22 protein-coding genes and 1 pseudogene are annotated in these 20,925 nt (G+C 73.0%); 7 read left to right on the top strand and 16 right to left on the bottom strand.

Going from position 1 to position 20,925, the window contains the following annotated elements; translation table 11 throughout:
• Nucleotides 1–87: 87 nt before the first annotated feature.
• Together STBA_RS05225 and STBA_RS05220 are read left to right on the top strand one after the other, a co-directional pair.
• Nucleotides 88–498 (top strand): annotated as a pseudogene (locus STBA_RS05225) (hypothetical protein); the annotation flags it as partial.
• Nucleotides 499–564: 66 nt separating this feature from the next.
• Entirely contained in the window at nt 565–1,332 is a 768-nt protein-coding gene (locus STBA_RS05220) for a GntR family transcriptional regulator (RefSeq protein ID WP_077058106.1), read from the top strand.
• Between the two features lie 27 nt (nt 1,333–1,359).
• On the opposite strand, the gene STBA_RS05215 is transcribed toward STBA_RS05220, so the two are convergent.
• The 13 genes from STBA_RS05215 to STBA_RS05155 form a co-directional block, all read right to left on the bottom strand.
• Nucleotides 1,360–1,785, bottom strand: coding sequence for a DUF6278 family protein (locus STBA_RS05215; RefSeq protein WP_077058105.1), 426 nt, complete (start codon nt 1,783–1,785; stop codon nt 1,360–1,362).
• Nucleotides 1,786–1,852: 67 nt separating this feature from the next.
• Nucleotides 1,853–2,635, bottom strand: a complete 783-nt coding sequence (locus STBA_RS05210; RefSeq protein ID WP_077058104.1) for an exodeoxyribonuclease III — start codon at nt 2,633–2,635, stop codon at nt 1,853–1,855.
• Between the two features lie 11 nt (nt 2,636–2,646).
• Complete coding sequence (locus STBA_RS05205) at nt 2,647–3,291, bottom strand: MBL fold metallo-hydrolase (protein ID WP_077058103.1); 645 nt, start codon at nt 3,289–3,291, stop codon at nt 2,647–2,649.
• A 67-nt stretch (nt 3,292–3,358) separates the two neighbouring features.
• A complete protein-coding gene (gene pssA / locus STBA_RS05200; RefSeq protein ID WP_171987641.1) occupies nt 3,359–4,216 on the bottom strand; it encodes a CDP-diacylglycerol--serine O-phosphatidyltransferase in 858 nt (285 codons plus the stop codon).
• Nucleotides 4,203–4,850: a phosphatidylserine decarboxylase gene (locus STBA_RS05195; RefSeq protein WP_077058101.1), complete on the bottom strand. Its 648-nt coding sequence runs from the start codon at nt 4,848–4,850 to the stop codon at nt 4,203–4,205. The genes pssA and STBA_RS05195 overlap by 14 nt, the downstream gene beginning before the upstream one ends.
• A gap of 155 nt (nt 4,851–5,005) precedes the next feature.
• Nucleotides 5,006–6,208 carry an acyl-CoA dehydrogenase family protein gene (locus STBA_RS05190; protein WP_077058100.1) on the bottom strand — a complete coding sequence of 401 codons (1,203 nt, stop codon included), beginning with the start codon at nt 6,206–6,208 and terminating at the stop codon, nt 5,006–5,008.
• A 1-nt stretch (nt 6,209) separates the two neighbouring features.
• Nucleotides 6,210–6,719 carry a MaoC family dehydratase gene (locus STBA_RS05185; protein WP_077058099.1) on the bottom strand — a complete coding sequence of 170 codons (510 nt, stop codon included), beginning with the start codon at nt 6,717–6,719 and terminating at the stop codon, nt 6,210–6,212.
• A 10-nt stretch (nt 6,720–6,729) separates the two neighbouring features.
• The gene (locus STBA_RS05180) at nt 6,730–7,689 is read right to left on the bottom strand and encodes a CoA ester lyase (protein ID WP_077058098.1); all 960 of its coding nucleotides are present in this window, start codon (nt 7,687–7,689) and stop codon (nt 6,730–6,732) included.
• A complete protein-coding gene (locus STBA_RS05175) occupies nt 7,686–9,692 on the bottom strand; it encodes a methylmalonyl-CoA mutase family protein (protein ID WP_077058097.1) in 2,007 nt (668 codons plus the stop codon). Before STBA_RS05175 ends, STBA_RS05180 begins: the two co-directional genes overlap by 4 nt.
• Nucleotide 9,693: 1 nt before the next feature.
• Nucleotides 9,694–11,055 (bottom strand): crotonyl-CoA carboxylase/reductase, encoded by a 1,362-nt coding sequence (gene ccrA / locus STBA_RS05170; RefSeq protein WP_107484976.1) that lies wholly within the window; start codon nt 11,053–11,055, stop codon nt 9,694–9,696.
• A 265-nt stretch (nt 11,056–11,320) separates the two neighbouring features.
• Entirely contained in the window at nt 11,321–12,106 is a 786-nt protein-coding gene (locus tag STBA_RS05165) for a TetR family transcriptional regulator (protein ID WP_077058096.1), read from the bottom strand.
• A 295-nt stretch (nt 12,107–12,401) separates the two neighbouring features.
• Nucleotides 12,402–13,013 carry a GNAT family N-acetyltransferase gene (locus STBA_RS05160; RefSeq protein WP_077058095.1) on the bottom strand — a complete coding sequence of 204 codons (612 nt, stop codon included), beginning with the start codon at nt 13,011–13,013 and terminating at the stop codon, nt 12,402–12,404.
• A gap of 47 nt (nt 13,014–13,060) precedes the next feature.
• Nucleotides 13,061–13,606, bottom strand: coding sequence for a CGNR zinc finger domain-containing protein (locus STBA_RS05155; RefSeq protein WP_077058094.1), 546 nt, complete (start codon nt 13,604–13,606; stop codon nt 13,061–13,063).
• A 115-nt stretch (nt 13,607–13,721) separates the two neighbouring features.
• On the opposite strand from STBA_RS05155, the gene STBA_RS05150 reads away from it, so the two are divergent.
• The 3 genes from STBA_RS05150 (at nt 13,722) to prcB (ending at nt 17,536) form a co-directional block, all read left to right on the top strand.
• Nucleotides 13,722–14,996 (top strand): MFS transporter, encoded by a 1,275-nt coding sequence (locus STBA_RS05150; protein WP_216356016.1) that lies wholly within the window; start codon nt 13,722–13,724, stop codon nt 14,994–14,996.
• A 116-nt stretch (nt 14,997–15,112) separates the two neighbouring features.
• Nucleotides 15,113–16,552, top strand: a complete 1,440-nt coding sequence (locus tag STBA_RS05145; protein WP_077058093.1) for a BNR repeat-containing protein — start codon at nt 15,113–15,115, stop codon at nt 16,550–16,552.
• 135 nt (nt 16,553–16,687) lie between these two features.
• Entirely contained in the window at nt 16,688–17,536 is an 849-nt protein-coding gene (gene prcB, locus STBA_RS05140; RefSeq protein WP_077058092.1) for a proteasome subunit beta, read from the top strand.
• A gap of 47 nt (nt 17,537–17,583) precedes the next feature.
• Here the strand turns inward: prcB and STBA_RS05135 are convergent, their stop codons facing one another.
• Nucleotides 17,584–18,423 (bottom strand): endonuclease/exonuclease/phosphatase family protein, encoded by an 840-nt coding sequence (locus STBA_RS05135; RefSeq protein ID WP_077058091.1) that lies wholly within the window; start codon nt 18,421–18,423, stop codon nt 17,584–17,586.
• 23 nt (nt 18,424–18,446) lie between these two features.
• On the opposite strand from STBA_RS05135, the gene STBA_RS05130 reads away from it, so the two are divergent.
• Nucleotides 18,447–19,169, top strand: coding sequence for an HAD family hydrolase (locus STBA_RS05130; RefSeq protein ID WP_077058090.1), 723 nt, complete (start codon nt 18,447–18,449; stop codon nt 19,167–19,169).
• Here STBA_RS05130 and STBA_RS05125 read toward each other — a convergent pair.
• Together STBA_RS05125 and STBA_RS05120 are read right to left on the bottom strand one after the other, a co-directional pair.
• On the bottom strand, nt 19,111–19,626 hold the full coding sequence (locus STBA_RS05125; protein WP_143659425.1) for a hypothetical protein: 516 nt from the start codon (nt 19,624–19,626) through the stop codon (nt 19,111–19,113). The two genes, STBA_RS05130 and STBA_RS05125, sit on opposite strands and share 59 nt — an antisense overlap.
• Nucleotides 19,623–19,832 (bottom strand): hypothetical protein, encoded by a 210-nt coding sequence (locus STBA_RS05120; protein WP_077058088.1) that lies wholly within the window; start codon nt 19,830–19,832, stop codon nt 19,623–19,625. The genes STBA_RS05125 and STBA_RS05120 overlap by 4 nt, the downstream gene beginning before the upstream one ends.
• 73 nt (nt 19,833–19,905) lie before the next feature.
• Between STBA_RS05120 and STBA_RS05115 the strand changes: the two genes are divergently transcribed.
• Complete coding sequence (locus STBA_RS05115; protein WP_077058087.1) at nt 19,906–20,865, top strand: LysR family transcriptional regulator; 960 nt, start codon at nt 19,906–19,908, stop codon at nt 20,863–20,865.
• Nucleotides 20,866–20,925 lie beyond the last annotated feature (60 nt).

The following is a 20,925-nucleotide window of genomic DNA, read 5'->3' as shown; positions in this document are numbered from 1 at the left end:
CCGGTCTCTCCGGGGGCCGTGGTGTTTGTGCTGGTCAGGCAGTCAGGGTCAGGGTGAGTTCTGAAGTGAGTTTTCGGAACGAGGCGGAACCGCCGGATGGCCGCGCACCTGCACAGTCTGCTGCCGGGCGTCGCCGTCAACACGGATACCGAACCGGGTCCTGACCGCGGCGCGTTCCTCATCGGGACCGAGCGCTACCGGCTGGAGAACGGCTCGGTCGAGCACGTGCTGCTCGCCCGCCTCACCGCCGGGCAGCAAGGCAGGCCGGTGTTCCTGGCCTGCGGCCAGCGGTCGGTCACCAACCAGGCGGCGACCCGCTATCTCGCCAAGCACCACACGAAACTGGCCAGGAAGCACGGCTCGGGCGGCAACTTCTGCCTGCTGCTGAAAGTCGTCAACTCGCAGGCGTACGGCCCCGACGTGGTCGAACTCGTCAAGGACGTGACCCGCGCGGCCACCACGGCCCAGCCGAAGCTCACCACCAGTAAGGATCTCTGACGCGGCGTGACGTAGCCTGGCCCCTGGGGTACGCAGGGCGACACGGCCCGCGGAAGGGAGACGGGGATGGGCGACACGCGGCCGATGTACCAGCGCATCGCCGACGATCTGCGGCGGCAGATCGACGAGGGAGGGCTCGCGGTCGGGGCGCGGATTCCGTCCAGAGCCGAGCTGAAGCGTGCCTACCGGGCGAGCGACCAGACGGTGGACCGGGCGGTGCGGGTGCTGAAGACCGCGGGGTATGCGATCGGCCAGTTCGGCCGCGGGGTGTTCGTGAGCGACCGGGCTCCGATCGGCGCGCTGGTGCGCACCACCGACGCGGTGGACACGCCGCTCGCGGCCCGGATCAGCGTGCCGGGCGCCACCGCCGTGAACGGCCAGCCCGATCTGGTGTGGGAGGCGACCTCGACGCGTACGGTGGCGCCGCCCGGGATCGCCGAGCGGCTGCGCGTCCGCCAGGGCGAGCGTGTCATGTGTACCCAGTACGAGTACCTGGCCGACCGCCGGCCGCTGCAACTGGCCACCAGCTGGGAGCCGTTGAGCCTCACCGAGGGCACCGACGTGATGTTCCCCGAGCGCGGGCCCTATGCGCGCCGCGGCGTGCGGGGGCGCTTCGCGGCCATCGGCATCCAGGTCGCGCAGGCCCGCGAGGTCGTGGGCTCGCGGCCGGCCACGAGCCCGGAGGCCGAGGCGCTCGGCTGCGCCCCGGGCCAGTGCGTCACGGCGGTGGAGCGCACGCACTACGACGTGGGCGACCGCCCCGTGGAGACCTCGGACACGGTGGTGCTGGGCGATCGCTGGCGCCTGGAGTACGCCATCACCTTCGGCACCTGACGGGCGCCGCCGCCGCGGTGACGCGCGTCAGGATTCGGCGACCTCCGCGTAGACCTGGGACAGCTCGGGTGCGCCGGTGTCCGCCCACTCCTGGCCCGTGGTGACCACGTCCACCTGGCGCCCGGAGGCCATGACGACGATGGGTTGGCCGTCCGGGCCAGGACCCCAGCGCGCACCGGGCACGGTGCGGACGATCACGGTGCCCAGGTAGAGGCCGACGTCGTTGGCGAGCCACGGCAGTTCCTCCGGGTCGTCCCGCCAGCGGGGGAGGAGCTGGTCGAGCGCCTCGAGTGACAGCGGGGTGTCGCCGAGGACGACGCCGGCGCGCTCGGCTCTGGCGCGCAGCAGTTCGCACTCGGACAACAGCTGGGCCACCCCTTCGGGATCGGACCAGGGACCGGTCGCCTCCGCGACGGGCCTCTTGCGCCAGTTGTCCAGGAAAGGGATGTTCATGCGCTCAAGGGTCGCATCCCGGGCGCCCGGCGCACCACAGGGCACGCTACCCGAAGATCGCGCGACTTCACCGCGGGTCGAGGTCGACGACGACCGGCGCGTGGTCGGAGGCGCCCTTGCCCTTGCGCTCCTCGCGGTCGACGTACGCGTCCTTCACGGAGGCGGCGAACGCCCGGTTGCCATAGACGAGATCGATCCGCATGCCCCGGTTCTTGGGGAAGCAGAGCTGGCGGTAGTCCCAGTAGGTGAAGGGCTTGTCGTACTTCAACGGCCGCGGCACGACGTCGGACAGGCCGGTGTCGCGCAGTGCGCTGAGCGCCGCCCGCTCGACGTCCGTGACGTGCGTGGAGCCCTCGAACGCCGCGACGTCGTACAAATCCTCGTCGGCGGGCGCGACATTGAAGTCGCCGAGCACGGCGAACGGCCGGTCGCCCGCGGCGTCCTCGGTGACCGTGGCGCGGAGCGCGTCGAGCCACCGCAGCTTGTAGGCGAAGTGCGGATGGCCGACCTCGCGGCCGTTGGGCACGTAGACCGACCACACCCGCACGCCCCCGCAGGTGGCGGCGACGGCCCTGGGCTCGGCGCGGCCGTCGAACTCCGGGCCTGCCGTCAGCCCGGTGACCGGGTCGGCCAGGCCGACGCGGGAGAGCACGGCCACCCCGTTCCACCTGCCGTCGGCGTGCACGACCGCCTCGTACCCCGCCTCGCGCAGGCGGTCCGCGGGGAACGACTCGGCGTCGCACTTCAGCTCCTGGACACACAGCACGTCCGTGCCGCTCGACTCCAGCCAGGCCAGCAGCCGGTCGATGCGAACGGTGATCGAGTTGACGTTCCACGTGGCGATGCGCATGAGGGCTCTCTTCAGACGGTGACGGACTCGCCGGGAGCGAGCCGGGCGTACGCGGTGGGGCCGGTGCCCGGGCCCTGGGGGCCGAGGTTGCGGCCGTAGACGGTCAGGCCGGCGTCGGAGAGCAGCCCGTCGTGCACGGCGTAGGCCCGCGCGGCCCCGACCTCGCGCACGTAGTCGAGGACCTCGGAGAACTTGTTCCACGGGGCGTGGAGCGGCAGCATCAGCGTGCGTACGGGGCGCTCCGGCACGGTCAGCGCGTCCCCGGGGTGGAAGACCTCGCCGTCCACGAGGAACCCGACGTTGGTGACGCGCGGCAGGTCGGGGTGGATCACGGCGTGCAACTGTCCGTGTACCTCGACCTCGAAGCCGGCCGCCCGGAAGGTGTCGCCGTCGCCGACCGTGTGCACGCGGCCGGGGAAGGCCGCCGACAGGCGCTCGGCGACGCTCGCGAGCGTCCACAGGCCGACGGCCGGGTCGGCCTCAAGGGCGGCCCGCAGCCGCCCCTCGTCGTAGTGGTCCGGGTGCTCGTGGGTGACGAGCAGGGCGTCCGCGCCCGCGGCGGCGTCCGCCTCGCTGAACGCACCAGGATCGATGACGAGGGTGCGGCCCCCGGTGGTGAGCCGGATGCAGGCGTGGCCCTTCTTGGTCAGCTCCATGCGGGCCATTGTGCTACGGACCACCGACACCGGCCCGCGAGGGGCCGGGCGGCGGCCTCGGGAACTCCTACGGCTCGGCGCCGGCGCGGGCCTCGCGGCGGTTGTCGCGGAAGGCGTAGACCCGGCGCACCATGGCGAACAGCGGGATCACCGCGCCGAGCACCAGTTGCAGCGAGCAGGCGGTCTGGAGCATGAGCAGGCCGCCGGGGGCGTCGAAGGCCCACGCGGTCAGCAGGGTCATGCTCAGCACGATCCAGGAGAGCATGGCGGCGGCCAGCGGCCCGCGCGGCTTGGGGTACTCCACGCGGCTCACCATCAGCCAGGCCACCCCGACGATGGCCAGGAGGGTCGGCGTGAACGGCAGCTCAAGCAGCACGATGGAGACGACGGTGAGCGCGCCGAACGGGCTGGGCATGCCCTGGAACACGCCGTGCGGCATGGTCACGCACGAGAACCTGGCCAGGCGCAGCACGACGGCGAGCAGCACGACGATGGCGGCCAGGGCCGACAGCGGCTCGTGCACGTCGCCCACGACCATGCCCCAGACGAGCACGAAGTAGGCGGGGGCGAGGCCGAAGCTGATCAGGTCCGAGAGGTTGTCCAGCTCGGCGCCCATGGGGGAGGCCCGCAGCTTCCTCGCGACCAGGCCGTCGAAGAGGTCGAAGACGGAGGCCAGCAGCATCAGCAGCACGGCGGTGGCCGCGTTGTTGCGGACCACGCCCGCGTCGCCGCTGTTCGTGAGGTGCGGGATGAGGATGCCGGTGGTGGTGAAGTAGACGGCGAGGAAGCCGCAGGTGGCGTTCAGCAGGGTGAGCGTGTCCGCTATCGACAGCCGCATCGACAGCGGCATGCCGTCGTCGTCACCGTCCTCTTCTTCGGTGACGTCCGCCCAGGCGCGTCGTGACTTGCGGTCAATCACGGTCAAGGCGAGTCACTCCCGCGCTCGTGCGCTCGCCGACCTCGACGGCCGGCTCGATGCCCTCCGGAAGGTAGACGTCCACGCGCGAACCGAACCGGATCAGGCCGATGCGGTCGCCCTGCTCGACCTTGCAGCCCTGCGGGACGTAGGGGATGATGCGCCGCGCCACCGCGCCGGCGATCTGCACCATCTCGATGTCGCCCAGCTCGCCGGAGAACCGCCACACGACGCGCTCGTTGTTCTCGCTCTCCTTGTCGAAGGCCGGCACGTAGTTGCCCGGGACGTGCTCGACGGAGGCGACGGTACCGGCCACCGGGGCGCGGTTCACGTGCACGTTGAGCGGGCTCATGAAAATGGCCACCCGGGTGCGGCCGTCGTGCCACGGCGTGATGCTCTGCACCACGCCGTCGGCCGGGGAGATCACCCGGCCCTGGCCGATCTCCCGCTCGGGGTCGCGGAAGAACCACAGCATGCTCGCGGCCAGCGCGGTGGCGGGGACGGCCGCCGCGGCCCAGCGGCCGGAGCGGCGGGCCTTCACCAGGCTGACGGCGGCGGTGGCCACCGTCGGCACCAGCCAGGGGGAGGCGCCGCGGGCCAGACGTACCCGGCCGCCGGATAGGGGAGATGAGCGGTAAGGCATGGGAGACCTTCGTAGCGTGGGAAGTCACATCTGTGCGATGCGATGCGACTACGCCGATGCTATAGGTTTCGAGCGGCAACTCGGCAAGCCAGCGGGCCGTTCGAGGCCGGAAACCCCGTGCCGGGCGGGCCTGCGGCGGCGCCGGCAGGGGGTGTTCAGCCCGTCTGCCGGTAGGCGTCGAGCAGCCTGCGGGCAATGATCATTTTCTGGATTTCCGCCGTTCCCTCGCCGATGAGCAGCATGGGCGCCTCCCGGTAGAGCCGTTCGATCTCGTACTCCTTGGAAAAGCCGTAACCGCCGTGAATGCGAAAACTGTGCTCGACGACTTCCCTGCAGTGTTCCGCGGCGAGATACTTGGCCATTCCGGCCTCCAGGTCGCCCCGGCGCCCGGCGTCCTTGGCGCGTGCCGCACGCACCATGAGGGCGTGGGCGGCTTCTATTTTCGTGGCCATCTCCGCCAGCCGGAACTGGATCGCCTGGTGCTGTGCAATGGGTTTGCCGAACGTGTGCCGCTGCTGTGCGTAGGCGATGGCGAGTTCGAAGGCACGCAGCGCGACGCCGCAGCCGCGGGCGGCGACGTTGACGCGGCCGACCTCGACCCCGTCCATCATTTGGTAAAAACCGCGGCCGGGGGTGCCGCCGAGGACCCGGTTGGCCGGAACTTGCAGCCCGTCCATGATCATCTCGGTGGTGTCGACGCCCTTATATCCCATTTTCTCAATTTTGCCGGGGATGGTGAGGCCGGGGGCGATCTGCCCGAACCCCGGCTCCTTCTCGACCAGGAACGTCGTCATCGACCGGTGCGGCGGCCCGTCCGCGTCCCCCGCCCCGTCAGTGCGGCACAGCACCGCCACCAGCGTCGCCGTGCCGCCGTTCGTCAGCCACATCTTCTGCCCGGTCAGCAGGTAGCCGTCCGCGCCGTCCGGCACCCCCCGCGAGGTGATCGCCGACACATCGGAGCCGAGGCCGGGCTCCGACATCGAGAACGCGCCGCGCACCTCGCCGGTCGCCATCCGCGGCAGGAAGTGCGCCCGCTGCTCGGGCGTGCCGTACCGCTGGAGCAGATGGGTCACGATGAAGTGCGTGTTCACGATGCCGGACACGCTCATCCAGCCGCGCGACAGCTCCGCCACGCACAGCGCGTAGGTGAGCAGTGACTCGCCGAGCCCGCCGTACTCCTCGGGGACGGTCAGGCCGAACAGGCCGAGATCGCGCAGCCCGGCGACGATGTCGCCCGGGTACTCGTCGCGGTGTTCGAGATCCGAGGCGACCGGCAGGATCTCCTTGTCGACGAAGCGGCGCACGGTGCGCAGGATCTCCCGCTGGACGTCGGTGAGCCCTTCCGTCGCGGCGAGCATCTCAGACCTCCCCGCGGGGCTCGGGCCGTCCGGGCTGCTCGCCGCCGCGCTCCGCCACGCGGGCGGCGACGGGCACCAGCACCTTGCGGCGGAAGGTGCACACGAGCGTGCCGTCCTGCTTGTGCCCCCTGGTCTCCACGGTCACCACACCGCGGTCCGGCCGGGAGCGCGAGGGGGTGGTGGCGAGCACGGCGGTCTCGCCGTACACGGTGTCGCCGTGGAACGTCGGCGCGAGGTGCCGCAGCGACTCCGTCTCCAGGTTGGCGACGGCCTTGCCCGAGACGTCCGGCACGGACATGCCGAGCAGCAGCGCGTACACGTACGTGCCGACGACGACGTTCCGCCCGAACTCGGCCGTCCGCTCCGCGTAGTGGGCGTCCAGGTGCAGCGGGTGGTGGTTCATGGTCAGCAGGCAGAACAGGTGGTCGTCGGACTCGGTGACGGTCTTCCCCGGCCAGTGCCGGTAGACGTCGCCGACGGTGAACTCCTCAAAGGTGCGGCCGAACTGCATGGCTCCTCCGTCAGTCGGTGGGCGGCTCGTACGACGTCGTGCGCCGCATCCCGGCGGCGCGGCCCTTGCCCGCGATCACCAGGGCCATCTTGCGGCTGGCCTCGTCGATCATCTCGTCGCCGAGCATGGCGGCGCCCCTTGCGCCGCCCTCCCGCGAGGTGACGTGCGCGTAGGCGTCCAGGATCAGCTCCGCGCGGTCGTAGTCCTCCTGGCCGGGCGAGTAGATGTCGTTGGCGGCCTCGATCTGGCCGGGGTGCAGCACCCACTTGCCGTCGAAGCCGAGCGCGGCGGAACGGCCGGCGACCTCGCGGAAACCGTCGGTGTCGCGGATCTGGAGGTAGGGGCCGTCGACGGCCTGGAGACCGTGGGCACGGGCGGCCATCAGGATGCGCATGAGCACGTAGTGGTAGGCGTCGGCCGGGTAGCCGGGCGGCTGCCGGCCGACGACCAGCGTCTTCATCGCGATCGACGCCATGAAGTCGGCCGGTCCGAAGACGATCGTCTCCAGCCGCGGCGACGCGGCCGCGATGGCGTCGACGTTCACCAGACCGCGGGCGTCCTCGATCTGCGCCTCGATGCCGATGCGGCCCACCTCAAGCCCCATCGTCTTCTCGATCTGCGTGAGCAGCAGGTCGAGGGCCAGCACCTGCTGCGCGTCCTGCACCTTGGGCAGCATCAGGCAGTCCAGTCCGGCCCCCGCACCCTCGACAACGGTGATGACGTCGCGGTACGTCCAGTGCGTCGTCCAGTCGTTGACGCGCACGACCCGCGTCTTCCCGCCCCAGTCGCCCTCGTTCAGCGCCTCGACGACCGCCTGCCTGGCGCTCTCCTTCGCCAGCGGGGCGCAGGCGTCCTCCAGGTCGAGGAACACCTGGTCGACCGGCAGGCCCTGGGCCTTTTCGAGGAAGCGCGGGTTGCTGCCGGGGACGGCGAGGCAGGAGCGCCGGGGGCGGAACCTTGCGGTGGTCATGAGGGGACCTCCAGGACGGGGAGCAGCCCGTGGGCCGCGCGGATCTCGTCGACGATACGGCCGATGATCTCCGTGATGCCGAAGTCCTTGGCCGTGAACACGGCGGCCACCCCCGCGGCACGCAGCGCCGCCGCGTCCGCGGCCGGGATGATGCCGCCGACGACGACCGGGACGCCGTCCGCGCCCGCCGCCCGCAGCCGCGCCAGGACCTCGGGCACCAGGGCGGAGTGCGCGCCGGAGAGCAGGGACAGGCCCACGCAGTGCACGTCCTCGGCCGCCGCGGTGGCGGCGATCTCGGCGGGGGTGAGCCGGATGCCCTGGTAGATCACCTCGAATCCGGCGTCCCTGGCCCGGACGGCGATCTGCTCCGCGCCGTTGCTGTGGCCGTCCAGGCCCGGCTTGCCGACCAGCAGCCGCAGCCGCCCGGCGGACAGCTCCCCGGCCGTTGCGGCGGCGGCGCCGCGGACCCGGGCCAGGCGGCCGTCCGCGTCCGGCGCGGCGGGCGCCCCCGCGACGCCGGTCGGGGCACGGTACTCGCCGAACACCTCGCGCAGCGCCCCGGCCCACTCGCCGGTGGTGACGCCGGCGCGGGCGCAGTCGAGCGTGGCGGGCATGAGATTGCCCGTGCCCTCCGCGGTCCGCCGCAGCGCGTCGAGCGCGCGCCTGGCCGTGGCGCCGTCGCGCCGGGCGCGCCAGTCACCGAGCCCCGCGACGACCCCGGCCTCCCGGGCCGGGTCCACGGCCAGGACGGCGGTCGCCAGGTCGGCGGTGAGCGGGCTCGGTTCGCCGGTGCGGTAGCAGTTGACGCCGACGACGCGTTCCTCGCCCGACTCGATGCGGGCGCGCCGCCTGGCGTGCGAGGCCACCAGCTCGGACTTCAGGTAGCCGGAGGAGACGGCGGCGAGCGTGCCGCCCATGTCCTGGATGCGGCCGATCTCCCGCCAGGCGTCCTCGGCGAGTTCGGCCGTGCGCCGCGTGACGACGTGGCTGCCGTCGAAGAGGTCGGGGTACTCCAGCAGGTCGCTCTCCTCGGCGAGCACCTGCTGCATGCGCAGCGACCACTGCTGGTCCCAGGGCCGCGGCAGGCCGAGCGCCTCGTTCCAGGCGGGCAGTTGAACGGCGCGGGCCCGGGCGTCCCTGGAGAGGGTGACGCCCAGCATCTCCAGCACGATCCGCTGCACGTTGTTCTCCGGCTGCGCCTCGGTCAGGCCGAGGGAGTTGACCTGCACGCCGTAGCGGAACCGGCGCGCGCGGGGATCGGTGATGCCGTAGCGCTCGCGGGCGATGCGGTCCCAGAGGGTGGTGAACGCCCGCATCTTGCACATCTCTTCGACGAAGCGGACGCCCGCGTTGACGAAGAAGGAGATGCGGCCGACGACCGTGCCGAACCGGTCGGGCGGGATCTGTCCCGAGTCGCGCACCGCGTCCAGGACGGTGATGGCGGTGGACAGCGCGAAGGCGATCTCCTGGACCGGGGTCGCCCCGGCCTCCTGGAGGTGATAGCTGGAAATGTTGACCGGGTTCCACTTCGGCATGTGGCGCACGGTGTGCGCGATGGTGTCCGTGGTCAGCCGGAGCGAGGGTCCGGGCGGGAAGACGTGGGTGCCGCGGGAGAGGTACTCCTTGACGATGTCGTTCTGCGTGGTGCCGGCCAGGACCGCGGGGTCCGCGCCCTGTTCGCCGGCCGCGGTGCGGTAGAGCGCGAGCAGCCACATCGCGGTGGCGTTGATGGTCATGGAGGTGTTGGTGCGCTCCAGCGGGATGCCGTGGAACAGCCGCCGCACGTCCCCGAGATGGGCCACCGGAACGCCGACGCGGCCGACCTCGCCGCGGGCGAGGCCGTGGTCGGGGTCGTAGCCGGTCTGCGTCGGCAGGTCGAAGGCGACGGACAGGCCGGTCTGGCCCTTGGCGAGGTTGCGCCGGTACAGGGCGTTGGACGCCTCGGCGGTGGAGTGGCCCGCGTAGGTCCGCATCAGCCAGGGCCGGTCGCGCCGCGCGGGCATGTCACGCACCCCCGTCGGTGCGGTCACGGAAGAGGCTGATCGCGGCGAGGTGCCGTTCGCGCAGCTCGCGGTTGCGCACGCCCAGGCCCTCGGCCGGGGCGAGCGCGAGGATGCCGACCTTGCCGTGGTGCCGGTTGGTGAGCACGTCGTGGGCGGCCTGGCCGGTCAGGGCGAGGGGGTAGGTCCTGGACAGGGTGGGGTGGATGCGGCCCTTGGCGACGAGGCGGTTGGCCTCCCATGCCTCGCGGTAGTTGGCGAAGTGGGAGCCGACGATGCGCTTCAGGCTCATCCAGAGGTAGCGGTTGTCGTAGACGTGCTGGTAGCCGGAGGTGGAGGCGCAGGTGACGATCGTCCCGCCGCGGCGGGTGACGTAGACGCTGGCGCCGAACGTCTCGCGGCCCGGGTGCTCGAAGACGATGTCGACATCCTCGCCGCCGGTGAGTTCGCGGATGCGGGCGCCGAACCGGCGCCATTCCGCCGCGTCCTGGGTGTGCTCGTCCCGCCAGAAACGGTAGTCCTCGGCGTTGCGGTCGATGACGGCCTCGGCGCCCATGCGGCGGCAGATCTCGGCCTTGGCGGGGCTGGAGACGACGCAGACGGGGCTGGCGCCGCCGGCCAGCGCGAGCTGGGTGGCGTAGGAGCCGAGGCCGCCGCCGGCGCCCCAGATCAGCACGTTGTCGCCCTGTTTGAGCCCGGCACCGTTACGGGAGACCAGCTGGCGGTAGGCGGTGGAGTTGACCAGGCCGGGGGCGGCGGCCTCCTCCCACGACAGGTGGGCGGGTTTGGGCATGAGCTGGTTGGCCTTGACCAGGGAAAGCTCGGCCAGGCCGCCGAAGTTGGTCTCGAAACCCCAGATGCGCTGCTCGGGGTCGAGCATCGTGTCGCCGTGCCCGTCGGGTGCTTCCAGCTCGACGGACAGGCAGTGGGCGACGACTTCGGCGCCGGGGCGCCAGGAGTTGACGCCGGGGCCGGTGCGCAGGACCACCCCGGCCAGGTCGGAGCCGATGACGTGGTACGGCAGATCGTGCCGCCTGGCGAGCGGCGAGAGCCGTCCGTAGCGTTCGAGGAAGGCGAACGTGGGGACCGGTTCGAACAGCGCGGTCCACACGGAGTTGTAGTTGACGGAGCTGGCCATGACGGCGATCAGCGCCTCGCCCGGGCCGAGTTCGGGCACCGGGACTTCGTCCAGGTGCAGGGAGCGGCGCGGGTCCTTCTCGTGGCTCGGCAGCCCTTCGAACATGCCGGTCTCGTCCGCGTGGACGGTCACGGCGCGGTAGGCGTCGGGCAGCGGCAGGGCGGCGAAGTCCTCCGGGGTGCTGTCGGAGTCCTCCAGTGCGGCGATGGCGTCCAGGATGTGCTTCACGGCATGCCTTTCGAACGCAAGGCGGGGACGGGGGCTGCTGGGCCGTCGGTCCGGCGGTCGCACGGGCACGCGTTCGGCGCGGTGGTGCGGTGACGCGGTGCTCCGGGCGCCCGCGAAGGTGCGGGGGGACGCCGCCCGGACTCCTCCACGTTATGGCACGCCGTGCCAGGTATCAAGACACTGGGTGCCAGTGAATTCGCTCATGAGTAACCCCCGCGTGCTCGTTCGAGCGTGCGGGGGTGGCGGGCCGGCGGGGCAGGGGCGTTCAGGACCGGTCGTGCAGGGCCTGCTCGATGGTCCGCATGACCTCGCTCAGTGGCGCGTCCGTCCTGGCCACGGTCACCAGCACCTCGTCGCGGGCGGACACGACCGCGGCCGGCGCCATGCCCGCCGGTGCCGCGCGGTTGATGGCGGGCAACGCGCCGAACGTGCGGCGCACGATGGCGAACGCGTGGTCCAGCTCCGCCTCCACGTCGCCCTCACCGTCCCGGCGCAGCCAGCGCCGCAGTACGTGGTTGTGCGCGGTGACCACCGCGGCGGCGGCGACCTCCGCGAGCAGCGGCTCGTCGCCCTGATGGGAACTCTCGTCGAACTGGGCCAGCAGATAGCGCGTGAACAGCCGCTCGTAACGGGCGACGGAGGCGATCTCCCGCTCGCGCAGTGCGGGCACCTCGCGGGTCAGCCGGTAGCGCTGCACCGATACGGCGGGGGAGGAGGCGTACATCTTCATGACCTCCTTGATGCCGCGGCACACCGTGTCGATGGGGTTCTCCCGGGCGGGCGCGGCCTCCAGCACCGCCTCCGCGCGCTCCAGGGTGTCGTCGTGGTCCGGGAAAATGGCCTCCTCCTTGGACCTGAAGTGCCGGAAGAAGGTGCGCCGCGCGACGCCCGCGGTGGCGGCGATCTCGTCCACCGTGGTGGCCTCGTACCCCTTGGTCGCGAACAGCTCCATCGCCGCCGTGGCGAGCTGGCGGCGCACTTTGAGGCGCTGGGACGAGGCATGCGGACGTGCGGTCTTCACTGGCTGGGCCATGGAGCGAACGTACTGCATGCGTCACACCGATGCGCGGGCATAACCGCGTGCCCCGTGTCAGCGGTCCCGTGGCCGCTGTTCCGGCACGGACTTCAGGGGAAATGGCGGCGTCGGCAGGGGGCGCGGCGGTCCCCGTCCCGGGGCCCGCCGTGCGCGGCGTGCGACGGACGCCGGACCGACGGCGTCCTTGACGGCTGCGTCACCAAACCGTCTGAGCGGATCAACGCTCTGATGAGCAGGCTAACTTGTGGGTAACCGGGTCGCCACCCCCGCGGCGGCCCCCGGTGGTGTGCGCCCCGTCACACCTCCCCCGTCACGCCGGGTCACCCAGGGCCGCACCGCGCCGGGCCAGGACGCGGCCCTCGCCGTCCAGCGCCGCGGCGTACCGCACCTCGTTCACCGGCATCCCGGCGATCACATCCGTCCGCACCGCGCCGTCCGCGACGAGCCCGACGCGGTCATAGAAGCGGCGCCCCATCACGTTGTCCCGCAGCACCCACAGCCGCAGCCGACGGTGTCCCCGCCCCGCGAGCCACCGCAGCGAACTGTCCAGCAACGCCCGGCCCACGCCGGTGCCGATGAACTCGGGCACTAAGTACAGCGCGTACAGCTCGCCGCAACTCCCCTCCTCGGCCTCCTCCTGCGGTCGGCCGGGTCGTTTGTCGACGTGCTCGTCGGGCCGGTACGCGCCGGGGTGCGCCCAGCCGATCACCCCCGTGCCCCTGGCGTCCGCCACCAGGTGCACGCGGTCCGCCGGTTCGCCCGGCGCCGCGGCCCTGAGCATGGCGGCGAACAACTCCGGCCGCATGCCGTCGAGATAGTCCTGCGGGACCAGCCCTCGGTAGGCGTGCCGCCAGCCCTGGATTCGGGCGCGTGCCACCCCTTCGGTGTCCCCGGGCGTCATCTCACGTATTTCGATCCGCATGCTGCGCAGCGTAGTTCGCCCGGGGCGGGGGAGCCCGCAGGCGATCCTCAGGCGGGCTCCCGCCCGCCGGGGGTGCGACGCGTCGCGTGGCGGCGGGCCTTGGCCCGGTTGCCGCACACGCTCATCGAGCACCAGCGGCGGCTGCGGTTCTTCGACACGTCCCAGAACACCTCGCCGCACGTCGTCTCCGCGCAGCGCTTCAGGCGGGCGGCGTCCCCCGTGGTCACCAACTCGCCCCAGGCTGCGGCCAGTACGGCGAGCGGGCGCAGGCCGGGCGCGGGGGTGAGCACGGGCCGTCCGGCCAGGCGGACCAGCAGCGGCAGCCCGTCGAGGACCCGCTGCGCCGCCGCCGTCACCTCCGGGTCCGCGTCTCCCGCGGTCCGCAGCCCCAGCAGTTCCCGCAGCCCGGCCCGCGCCGTCAGGTACGCGGCGTGCTGCGCGGCCGTGATGCGGGCCCCGGACGGCAGCAGGCCGCGACCGGCCAGCCAGGCGGCCAGCGCGGCCGGTGTCGGCACGGCGTCGGTGCCGAGGTGGATGTCCAGGGTGTTCGTGAAGTCCTGGAGCAGAACGGCGGAGGGCGGCGGGCCGAGCATGCCCGCACCCTACCGGCTAACGCGATGACTGGTTAAGCTGAGCCGGTCTGCACCGGCAAAACGTTTAGACGGTTAAGGGGGAGTCGTGCCGACCTCCGTGGCCTCCGTGGCCTCCGTGGCCTCCGTGGAAACCGCCGCCGCACGGCCCTGGGCGCCGCCGCGCGCCGGGCGCAACACCGCGGTGCTCGTCGTGTTCACCGCGCTGACCAATCTCGCCGACGGCGTGGCCAAGATGGCGCTGCCGCTGCTGGCGACCCGCGTCACGTCCTCGCCCGCACAGATCACCGCCGTCTCGCTCACCCTCACGCTGCCGTGGCTGCTCGCCGCGCTGCCGGTCGGTGCCCTCGTGGACCGCGTCGACCGGCGGCTGCTGCTGTGGGCGGCGGGCGCCGTGCGGCTGCTCGCGCTCGGCGGGCTGCTCGCCGCCTTCGCCGCGGGCGAGCCCGGCCTGCCGGTGCTCTACGGCGCGGGCGCGGTGCTCGGCGTCGCCGAGGTCGTCGCCATGACCGCCGCCGCCTCCCTGGTGCCGGCCGCGGTGCCGCCCGCGGGACGCGAACGCGCCAACGCCTGGCTGGCGGGCGCGGAAACCGTGTGCGGGGAGTTCTGCGGACCGTTCGTCGGCGGGCTGCTCCTCGCCCTGGGCACCGGCGTGGCGCTCGGCGCCACGTGGGCGGCCTACCTCGTCGGCGCCCTCACCCTCGTGCTGCTCACCGGCCGCTTCGCCGCGGGCGGCGGAGTGGCCGACGCAGGCCCGGGGCCGGGGCCGGGGCCGGGGCCGGGCGCCGCGTCCGCCCGGTCGTCCCTGCGCCACGACATCGCGGAGGGACTCCGTTATCTGTGGCGGCACCGCCTGCTGCGCACGATGGCGCTCATCCTCACCGCGCTCTGCGCGAGTTGGGGTGCCTGGCTCGCGCTCCTGCCGCTGTACGCGACGCAGGGCATGGGCCTGGACGCGCGGCAGTACGGACTGGTGCTCGGCGCGCTTGGCGTGGGCGGGCTGACCGGCGCGCTCACCGTGTCCCGGCTCAACCGGTGGCTGGGCCGCCGCCGTGTGATGTTCGCCGATCTGCTCGGCACCGTCGCCATGATGGCGGCCCCGGCGCTCACCGCGCGGCCCGGGGTGGTCGCGGCGGCCGCGTTCGCGGGCGGCATGGGCGGAACGCTCTGGTCGGTGAACGCGCGCACCATCGCGCAGCGCATCGTTCCCGACGGCATGCTGGGCCGGTACAACGCGGTCAGCCGGCTCTTCGGCTGGGGCGCGCTGCCGCTCGGCGCGGCGCTCGCCGGGCTGCTCGCCGAACTCGGCGGTGCGCGCCTGGCGTTCGCCGCGTTCGCCGTCATCGGTGCCGTCGCCGTGCCGCCGTTCCTGCGCATCGTCCGGCCGGACTGAGACGGCGCCGCCGGGCTTCTTGACCGGCTCGCGACAAGCTCCTACTTTCCGTGGCGGGACTGGGATGAAACCTTTCATGCCGCCGCCGCAGGCGGCCGGCCGACCGAGGAGCCGCCATGCCTCCCGCACCCGATCGCAGAACCTTCGTCCGCGGAGCCCTCGGCACCGCCGCCCTCGGTGCCCTGACGGCGGTCGGCCACGCGCCGTCCGCGGCAGCGGCCGCGGCGCCGTCCGTCACGCCCCTGGGCGGCACGCGGCTCGACCCGGCCGCCATCTACTTCGTCTCCTACGACGGCCTCGTCAACAACAACGCCTTCCAGAAGAACGGCCTGCTCACCCACGCCGGCCACCAGTACGCGGTCTGGTACACCGCCGACCGGAACGCGGTGGTCGGCCGCCGGGCGGTGGGCTCGGCCGACTGGGAAACCGTGCGGGTCGGCCACAGGCTCAGCTCCGACAACTCGCACAACGTCATCTCCGCCGGCGTCTCGCCCACGGACGGCCGCCTGCACCTGGTCATGGACGCGCACAGCAGCGGCTACCGCTACGTCAAGTCCGTCGCGGGCCTCATCAGTGCGCCGACGGCGCACGACTGGACGCCCGCCGCCTTCGGCCCGGTGCTATCCAGCCTCGACGGCGTCGCGCTGACCTCGGCGTTCACCTACCCGCAGTTCCTGCCGACCCCGGGCGGGCGCCTGCTGCTCAGCTACCGCACCGGCGTCTCGGGCAACGGCCAGGCCGCCCTGGCCGAGTACGACGGCAGCCGCTGGCGCGAACTGGGCACCTGGAGCAGCGCCACCGGCACCTACACCACCGCCCGCGGCTCAAGCCCGTCCCGCAACCTCTACCTGCACGGACTGGACTACGGGCCAGACGGCACCCTCCACGTCTTCGGCACCTGGCGCGAGCGGAGCGGCGCGGTGACCTGTGGCGCCAACCTCACCAACCACGACACCGTCTACGTCCGCAGCACGGACGACGGACGCACCTGGACCAACGCGGCGGGCACCCGCGTGGCGACCACCGGCTCGGCCACCGCCGGGGTCAACTCGCCCGGGCTGATCGCCGATCCGCTCGGACCCGACCACGCGCTGATGAACCAGGAGTCCCAGGGCGTCGACTCCCGCGGACTCCCGCACGCGCTGATCTCCTACGTGCCCGGCCGCTTCGGGCAGTGCGTCGCGGACTACGTGAGCGGCCGCATCGCGAACGCGCGCCCCTTCCACGTGCGGCGCGACGCCTCAGGCGCGTGGCACAAGACGGAGGTGCCGGTGCCGATGAACTCCAGCCAGCGTTCCCAACTGGTCCTCGACGCCCACGACAACGCCTACGCGGTGATGCCCTACGGCCGCATCGCCGCCGCCTCGGCGGCGAGCGGCTGGCGCGACTGGACGCTGCTGTACGACGGCACCGGCAGCCTGAACGCGTTCGGCGAGGTCGTCGTCGACCACACCCGCGTGGCCCAGGACGGCATCCTGTCGTTCCTCTACCAGGAACGCTCCACCGGGACCACGCCCTCCCCGCTCCACGTCGTCGACTTCCGGCTGCCGCGCTGAGGCGGCGGCCCCGCCGCGGCCCGCGGGTGTGCCCGCGGGGCTCGGTGGGAAGGTCGCTACCCGACGCATCTGCCGGTCGCAGGGCCGGTGTTGCCCCTACGATGGGCCCGAGTCAGCAGCAGGAAGGGGAGAGCCATGTCTGCCGATGTCTCCGACTGGGGCGGCCTGCCCGCCGGATTCCTCACGCCGGGACCGCCGTCGTTCCTCGACTTCCTCACCCGCCACGCGCCCGACGCCCTGCCCGCGCCCGGCCCGCTGCCCGGCGCCGCGGGTGCCGCGGCTGAAATACCGCACGGCACGACCATCGTCGCGGCCACCTACGCCGACGGCGTGCTGCTCGCCGGGGACCGCCGCATCACCCAGGGCAATCTCATCGCCCACCGCGAGGCCGAGAAGGTTTTCCCCACCGACGAGTACTCCGCCGTGGGCATCTCCGGCACCGTCGGCCTCGCGGTGGAGATGGTCCGCCTCTTCCAACTGGAGCTGGAGCACTACGAGAAGGTCGAGGGCGTCCCGCTCTCCCTCGTCGGCAAGGCCAACCGGCTCACGGCCATGGTCCGCGGCAACCTCGGCATGGCCATGCAGGGGCTCGCGGTCATCCCCCTCTTCGTCGGCTACGACCTCGCCGCCGGACGCGGGCGCATCTTCTCGTTCGAGCCCGCCGGCGCCCACAGCGAGGAACGGGACTTCGCCGCCACCGGCTCCGGCTCCCCCTTCGCACGCGGCGCGCTCAAGAAGCTGTACCGGCCGGGGCTCGACGCCCACGAACTGACCCTCGCCGTCGTCCAGGCCCTGTACGACGCGGCCGAGGAGGACACCGCCACCGGCGGACCCGACCCGACCCGCGGGCTCTACCCGGTCGTCACGCTCATCACCCGGGACGGCTACCACCGGTTGCCGGACGAGGAGACCGCCGAGGCCGCGCGCGCCGTTGTCGAGCAGCGCCGCGACCGCCCCGACGGCCCCTGGACCGCCGCGCTCTGACCGGTTCCTGCTCCGGTTCCTGTCCCTGGCCCCCCGCGCGCCCGCCGTCAGTCCGGCGCGGCGGGCGCGGCGGGCGCGGCCAACTCGGCGATCACCGCCGCATGATCGGACGGCCACACCCCGGCCACCGGCGCGTCCCCGGCCCGCCGTGCGGACAGCACCGCGCCGCCGCCCCCGCGGTCCGGCGGCCCCGTGTGGATGTAGTCGATCCTGGCCCGGACCTTCGCCGGGCCGGCGACCAGCGGATTCGCCGGGTCCCATGTGGCCCACGCCGCGCCTGCGGGCGCGGCCCGCCAGACGTCCGCCAACTCCGCGCCCGGCTCCGCGCCCGCCGCCGACGCATCGTGGAAGCACCGCAACTCCGCCGAGTCCGGCGCGGCGTTGAAATCTCCCGTCACCACCGGAGGGAACGAGCCCTCCCCGGACCGTTCCGCGACGAACCCGGCCAGCGCCCGCGCCTGCGCGCACCGCACCGCGGAACCCCCGGGCGCCGAGTGCAGATGCGTCGTGAAGAACGGCACGCGCGCCCCCGGCGCGTCGACCAGCGCGAACAGCGCCACCCGCACCTCGTCGGGCCCGCCCGCGACCGGCAGGCGCCGTGTCTCCGAGCGGATCACCGGCCAGCGGCTGAGCACCGCGTTGCCCACGCCCGCGCGCACGCCGCCCGGCCGGTCCGGCCAGTGCGGGAACACCTCACCCGGCCCCCACGCCCAGTGCATCCCCAACTCCCCGGCCAGCCAGCCGGCCAGGTTCGTTCCCTCGGCGTCCCACACCTCCTGGAGGCCGCAGACGTCCGGCCGCTCGGCCCGCAGCACGGCGAGGATCGCCTCCTTGCGCCGCTCCCACGAGCCGAAGCGCCACCACACGTTCCAGGTCAGAAAGCGCACGCCGCCGATGCTACGGTCCCCGCATGGGCATCCGCGCCGTGGTCTGGGACATCGACGACACCCTCTTCGACTACACCGGCACCGACCGGGCCGCCGCCCTGCGGCACTTCGAGGCCGAGGGGCTGCTGTCCCGGTTCCCCGGCCCGGACGCCGCCGTGCGCCGGTGGCGTGAGGTCATGGAGGTGCACTACGCCCGCTTCCTCGCGGGGGAGACCGACTTCGCGGGCCAGCGCCGCGACCGGGCCCGCGCGTTCCTCGGCGAGCGGCTCTCCGACGCCGAGGCGGATGCCTGGTTCCGGCGCTACCGCGCCCACTGGCGGCCCGCCGACGGGCTCTTCCCCGACGTGCTGCCCGCGCTCGCCTCCCTCACCCCCGGCTACCGGCACGGCCTGCTGTCCAACTCCGACACCGCTCACCAGGACCTGAAGCTGCGGGCGATGGGCATTCGCGACCGGTTCGAGGTGCTGCTCTGCTCCGACCAGGTCGGCCACGCCAAGCCCGCGCCGGAGGCGTTCCTCGCCGTCTGCGATGCCATGGACCTGCCGCCGCGGGCCGTGGCCTACATCGGCGACCGCCCCGACATCGACGCGGCCGCCGCCGACGCGGCCGGTCTGCACGGCATCTGGCTCGACCGGGCCGGTGCGTCCGCCGCCGCGGCCGCGGCGGCCGTCGCGGCGCTGCGCCGCATCAGCGGGCTGGCCGACCTGCCGGGCCTCCTGGCGGACCTGGCACGTTCCACGAGGTGAACACCAGCTCGCCCAGCGTCCTCGGCCGCCATCTGAGCAGCGCCTGGCGGTCGGAGGCGTCCAGCACCTCCGCGCCGGCCGACGACGGCGGGGCCGTCAGCACCCCGGCCCGCAGCACCCGCAGCCCGTACCACGCGAACACCTCGGCCCACAGCGGCGGTTCGCGGAAGTCCAGCGCTGCCGAGCCGGGGAAGGGCGGCGGCGCGGCAAAGGCGACGAGGCCGCCGCGCGAACGGCACAGGATGCGGTGCCGCAGTCTGCGGTCGCTCATCGCGGCGGAGTGGAAGGCGACGCGTGCGGCGGCCTCCGTCAGTTCGTAGAACGTCACCCCCGGCGTGCGCCTCGCGGCCTCGTGACACGCCTTCCTGAACGCCCCGAGCACCGGGTCGCCGAGCACCCTCACCACCCCTGCCGCCGGGACCGACTCCGGCCCAGCGTAGGGGATGCGGGCAGTCACGGGCAGTCGGGGCAGCCCGGGGTCGCGCCGCCCGCGGTCAGCGCGGTGCCGCGGGGGTCCGTGGGAGTGAAGACCATCCGCAGCCGCCCGCAGGAGCAGCGGCTCCAGACGACCGTTCCGTCGCCGGTCGCGTGGCGGGACAGTTCCTTCCTGTCGGTGCGTGCTCGCGTTCGCGGGTGCGTTTCCGTCCGTGTCGTGGTGGTCATGCGTCGAGTGTCCAACCGGGCGACCGTTCGCGTCCATTTCATGTTTCTGGGTAGTGATGTGCAAAATGATTGCATGATTGATCTGCGCCGCCTCCAAGTCCTGCGTGCCGTGCACCAGCACGGCACGGTGACCGCAGCGGCCGCCGCCCTGCACCTCACCCCCTCCGCCGTCTCGCACCAACTGCGCGAGCTGGCCAAGGAGCTGAAGGTGCAGCTCGTCGAGCCGCAGGGCCGCCGCATCCGCCTCACCACCGCCGCCCACCTCGTCATCGAGCACGGCGATGCGCTCCTGGCCCGCTGGCAGGAGGCCGAGACCGCGCTGGAGGCGCACCGCGCGGGCGAAGCAGGGCTGCTTCGCATGTGCGGCTACCCCAGCGCGCTCATCGGCCTGATCGTCCCGGCCACCGCCCTCCTGCGCGAACGCCGCCCCGCCCTCACCGTCGAGGTCACCGAGTGCGAGGCGGCCGCCGGCTTCGACATGCTGATGTCCACCGACGCCGACATCGCCGTCCTCGCGCCGCCCGAGGGCTTCCCGCACCCCGGGGACTCCCGTTTCGACCAGGAGTCCCTGCTGGAGGAGCCGTTCGACCTCCTCGTGCCCGCCGCGCACCCGTTCGCGACGCGCGACCGGGTGCACCTCGCCGAGACCGCCACCGAGGACTGGGTGCTGCCGATGCCCGACAGCTGTGACCACTACCGGCGCTGCATGATCTTCTGCGCGCAGACCGGGTTCACCCCCCGCATCGCGCACCGGGCGACGGAGTGGTCCGCCATCTCCGCCCTCGTCGGCCACGGTCTCGGCCTGTCCCTCTATCCGCGGCTCACCGGCATCCCCCTCGCCCACTCCGTCGTCCGCGTGCCCGTCGCCGCGGACATCCCGCTGTGCCGCCGCGTCCTCACCTGCGTGCGCGGCGGCAGCCGCAGCCACCCGCTCATCCGCCAGGCCCTGGCCGCCCTCGACGAAATCGTCCTCTCCCACGGCCTCACCCCCACCGGCCCGCCCACCCCGGCCCCCGCCCCGATCCCCACCTGACCTCCGCGTTCCGACCGGCCGTCGTCGGGCGCTCGGGTCGAGGGCGGGCCGCCCCTCACG

Origin of the sequence: Streptomyces sp. MP131-18 (assembly GCF_001984575.1) — a bacterium.
Taxonomy (GTDB): Bacteria; Actinomycetota; Actinomycetes; order Streptomycetales; family Streptomycetaceae; genus Streptomyces; species Streptomyces johnsoniae.
Note: the sequence above shows the minus strand (reverse complement) of the source record. Positions and strands in the feature narration are given on the sequence as shown.